Consider the following 3,984-nt stretch of genomic DNA (forward strand, 5'->3'; position numbering starts at 1 on the left):
GCTCCCCCTTCGGCTTCGTCGGACCGAAGCGGCTGCACCCCGTGCCCGTGCCGATCGCCACCCTCGGCACCGTCGACGTCGTCGTGATCTCCCACGACCACTACGACCACCTCGACCTGCCCACGATCAAGGCCCTGGCCGGCCGGTTCGAAGGGTTCGCCGGGGCGGGGGGAGGCGACCGGTTGGGCGTGCTCCTGCGCCGCGTCGTGCGTCCACTCCCCCGGCTCGGCCCACGGGTGGGGAGCGAGGTTGAAGGTGCCCCAGTGGATGGGGAGCAGGACGCCGTGGGGGCGGCCGCCCTGGAGGTCGAGGTGGGCGCGGACGCCCTCCTCGGGGGTCATGTGGATGTCGGGCCAGTACTCGGAGTAGGCGCCGATCTGGATCATCGTCGCGTCGAACGGGCCGTACTGGCGGCCGATGTCGGAGAAGCCGGGGAAGTACCCGGTGTCGCCGCTGTGGTAGATCCGGTGCTCCGGGCCGGCCACGGCCCAGGACGCCCACAGCGTGTGCTGCTGGTTGCGCAGGCCGCGACCGCAGAAGTGGCGTGCGGGGGTGGCCGTGAGGCGCAGGCCCGACACCTCGGCGCTCTCGTGCCAGTCGAGCTCGCGCAGCCGGTCGGGGGCGACGCCCCAGCGCTCCAGGTGCGCGCCGACGCCGAGGGGCACGGCGAAGACGGTGCCGGTGCCGGCCAGGGCCTTGATCGTGGGCAGGTCGAGGTGGTCGTAGTGGTCGTGGGAGATCACGACGACGTCGACGGTGCCGAGGGTGGCGATCGGCACGGGCACGGGGTGCAGCCGCTTCGGTCCGACGAAGCCGAAGGGGGAGCAGCGGTCGCCCCAGACGGGGTCGAAGAGGACGCGGCGTCCGTCGATCTCGGCGAGGACGCTGGAGTGGCCCATCCAGGTCAGCCGGAGGCCCGAGGCGGGGGGCCCTGCCAGGTCGGCCAGGGTGGTGGGGTGGACGGGCACGCGGGCGGTGGGCGCACGCCGGCTCCGGGCCTCCTTCTCGAAGTAGATCTTCGCGAATTCGGTCATGGACGCACCGGACGGCCTGGTCCTCGCACCCACCGGGTTCTGGAAGACGCCGTCCGCGAAGTTCGGCGAGCGGCGGATGCGCGCCATCCGCTCACCGGCCGGGTCGGCGCCGAAGGCGGCCGACCTGAGGCCGCGCAGCCGAGCACGCAGCGAGTGGGGGGAACCAGCGCCGGTCACGGCACCTCCTGGTGTCGGGGTTCATCCATTATGTGCAGGTACGTGCGGTTCGGCGGAAAAACGGCGCACGGCGCCCTCCGCTCCCCTGCCCTGGCAACGCCCGCCCACGCTCCTGTGTTCCGGCGCGAGAGCTTGGCGCGGTGCCCGGCGGGGCGCTCGCGCCCACGGGGGCGCACGTCGCCGCGCACCGGGGCGCACGGAGCCGGCGGCCCGGGACGCCGTGCGCCCAACCGGTCCGCGAAACCCCGGAATTGTGGGCTCCGCGGGCTGGACCGGGGCCAAGATCCGCTGTGTAGGGTGACGGCCGTGGGCAGAGTGCGAAGAAGCGTCCCCGAGCGGCGGGAGGAGTTGCTCACCGCCGCGGTCGAGCAGATCGAGCGGCACGGTGCGGCCGCCGTCCGGATCGCCGACGTCGCCGCGTCGCTCGGTGTGAGCAACGCCCTGGTGCTCTACCACTTCGCGTCGAAGGATCAGCTGGTCGCCGCCGCCTTCACCCACGCCGCCGATGCCGACCTCGCCCATCTGCGCAAGCTCCTGGGGCGCCGGACCTCGGCGCTGCGCCGGTTGCGCACTGCGGTGCGCTGGTACGCGCCGACGGGGCATGCGAAGGGGTGGCGCCTGTGGATCGAGGCCTGGTCGGCGTCCCTGCGGGACCCGGCGCTGCGTGAGGTGTCCCGGGGCCTGGACCAGCAGTGGAAGGCCGCGCTCACCGAGGTGATCGCGCAGGGCGCGGCCTCGGGAGAGTTCCGGTGCGAGGACCCGGCGGCCGCGGCGTGGCGGCTCACGGCCTTCCTCGACGGCCTCGCGGTGCAGATGACCTCGTACGAGGGCACGCTGTCGCGGGCGGCGATGCTGGAGTGGACGGACGACGCCCTGGCCAGGGAGCTGGGCGTCGACCGCGCGGAGCTGACGGCGACCGCCCGCTGATCCGCTCCCCGCCGCCCGGCGGGGAGCGGGGCGCGGGCCGCCGCCCGGGTCACAGCGGCAGCAGGTCCGGGCGCTTGGCGAGCACGTGGTCGCCGGAGCTCTCGCCGCGCAGCCGCCGGCCGATCCACGGTCCGAGGTAGTCCCGCGCCCACTGGATGTCGTCGCGGCGGACCTCCAGCGCGCCCCTCGGGGGCAGCGGCGGCCACGGCTGGTCCGGGTCGGCGGGCACCTGGAGGCCGAGGACCTGGGCGGCGCGCAGGGCGACCCGGGTGTGCCCCTCGGGCGAGAGATGCAGCCGGTCCGCGTCCCAGGCGCGGCGGTCCTGGACAGACTTGAGCGACCACAGGTCGAGGACCGGGCAGCCGTACCGGTCGGCGATGGCCCGCACATGGGCGGTGTAGGTGGCGATCTTCCCCCGCAGGTGCCGCAGGACGGGCACGTCGCGGGTGTCGAAGCCGGTGGTCACCATGACTGTGCCGACGCACGACGTCAGGTCGGCGACGGCCGCCTCGAATCGCTCGGCCACGGCGTCCGGGTCGCTGCCCGGGCGGATGATGTCGTTGCCGCCGGCGCAGAAGCTCACCAGGTCGGGCGAGAGCTCCTTGGCCCTCGGCACCTGTTCGGCCACGATCTGGTCGAGCAGGCGGCCGCGTACGGCGAGGTTGGCGTAGCGGAAGGTGTGCCCGGGGGCGAGGTCGTCGAGGAGGACCGCGAACCGGTCCGCCCACCCGACGAAGGTCCCGTCGGGGCCGGGGTCGCCGACGCCCTCGGTGAAGCTGTCACCGATCGCCGCGTACGACCCGAATACGCCACTGTTCTCTGTTCTCGAATCGTCTGCCACGGGAGCACATCCTTCACCGGGCGATGTGACCTACGCGACCGTAAGGAGGGGTTGACGGGTGGTGATCTTTACCACCGTCATCCTTTCCCCGAGCCGGAATACGCGGAGTCCCCCGCTCCGCCGCCGGACGGAACGAGGGACTCACGCCGGCCGCCGCGGGGCTGCCGGAAGCGCGGGGCGCCGGTGGCTCAGAGGGAGACGCCGTGCTGGCGCAGGTACGCCAGCGGGTCGACGTCCGAGCCGTAGGAGGCGCCGGTGCGGATCTCGAAGTGCAGGTGCGGGCCGGTGGAGTTGCCGGTCGAGCCGGAGAGTCCGATCTGGTCGCCGCCGGTCACCGACTGGCCGCTGGAGACGGACAGCGAGGACAGGTGCGCGTACTGCGAGTAGGTGCCGTCGGTGTGCTGGACGACGACCTCGTTGCCGTACGAACCGCCCCAGCCGGCCGAGACGACGGTGCCGCCCGCGACGGCCTTCACGGAGGTGCCGGTAGCGGCGACGAAGTCGACACCGGTGTGGTAACCGCTGCTCCACATCGCGCCGTTCTGGTGGTACGGCGTGGAGACGGTGGCGCCGGGGATGGGCGCGGAGAAGCCCGCGGCGGAGGTCTTGGCGGCGGGCTTCTCGGCCGGCTGCGCCGCCGGGGCCGCCTTGCGCGCGGTGTCGCGGGAGGCGCGGGACGTCTCGTCGGCGCGGACCTCGGGGTCGGCGGTGGCCTTGGACTTGGCGCCGATGGTGAGTTCGAGGCCCGGGTGGATCAGGGACGGGTCGGCGCCGATGACGCGGCGGTTGTCGTCGAAGAGCTGCTTCCAGCCGCCGCGGACGTTCTGCTCGTCGGCGATCTTCGACAGGTGGYCGCCTGCCACCACGGTGTAGGTCTTGGGGGCCTTGGCGGCGGGCTTCTCCGCGCCCATCCCCGGCGCCACCGTCTCCACGCCGTACCACCAGAACGGCGCGATGTGGAGCAGCGGTTACCACACCGGTGTCGACTTCGTCGCCGCTACCGGC

The 3,984-nt window shown here is 73.4% G+C and carries 2 protein-coding genes and 3 pseudogenes; 2 read left to right on the forward strand and 3 right to left on the reverse strand.

What is annotated here, in order from left to right:
* Positions 1-47: 47 nt before the first annotated feature.
* Positions 48-125: pseudogene (locus EAO77_RS41560) on the forward strand (hypothetical protein); the annotation flags it as partial.
* A gap of 9 nt (positions 126-134) precedes the next feature.
* On the opposite strand, the pseudogene EAO77_RS32805 reads toward EAO77_RS41560, so the two are convergent.
* Positions 135-1,211 (reverse strand): annotated as a pseudogene (locus tag EAO77_RS32805) (MBL fold metallo-hydrolase); the annotation flags it as partial.
* A gap of 306 nt (positions 1,212-1,517) precedes the next feature.
* Between EAO77_RS32805 and EAO77_RS32810 the strand changes: the two are divergent.
* Positions 1,518-2,138 (forward strand): TetR/AcrR family transcriptional regulator, encoded by a 621-nt coding sequence (locus tag EAO77_RS32810; RefSeq protein WP_147991963.1) that lies wholly within the window; start codon positions 1,518-1,520, stop codon positions 2,136-2,138.
* A 49-nt stretch (positions 2,139-2,187) separates the two neighbouring features.
* Here the strand turns inward: EAO77_RS32810 and EAO77_RS32815 are convergent, their stop codons facing one another.
* Both EAO77_RS32815 and EAO77_RS32820 read right to left on the reverse strand, forming a co-directional pair.
* Positions 2,188-2,979 carry an SGNH/GDSL hydrolase family protein gene (locus EAO77_RS32815; RefSeq protein WP_147991964.1) on the reverse strand — a complete coding sequence of 264 codons (792 nt, stop codon included), beginning with the start codon at positions 2,977-2,979 and terminating at the stop codon, positions 2,188-2,190.
* Between the two features lie 188 nt (positions 2,980-3,167).
* Positions 3,168-3,884: pseudogene (locus tag EAO77_RS32820) on the reverse strand (peptidoglycan DD-metalloendopeptidase family protein); the annotation flags it as partial.
* Positions 3,885-3,984 lie beyond the last annotated feature (100 nt).

The sequence above is a fragment of the Streptomyces sp. T39 genome (genome assembly GCF_008042045.1).
Taxonomy (GTDB): domain Bacteria; phylum Actinomycetota; class Actinomycetes; order Streptomycetales; family Streptomycetaceae; genus Streptomyces.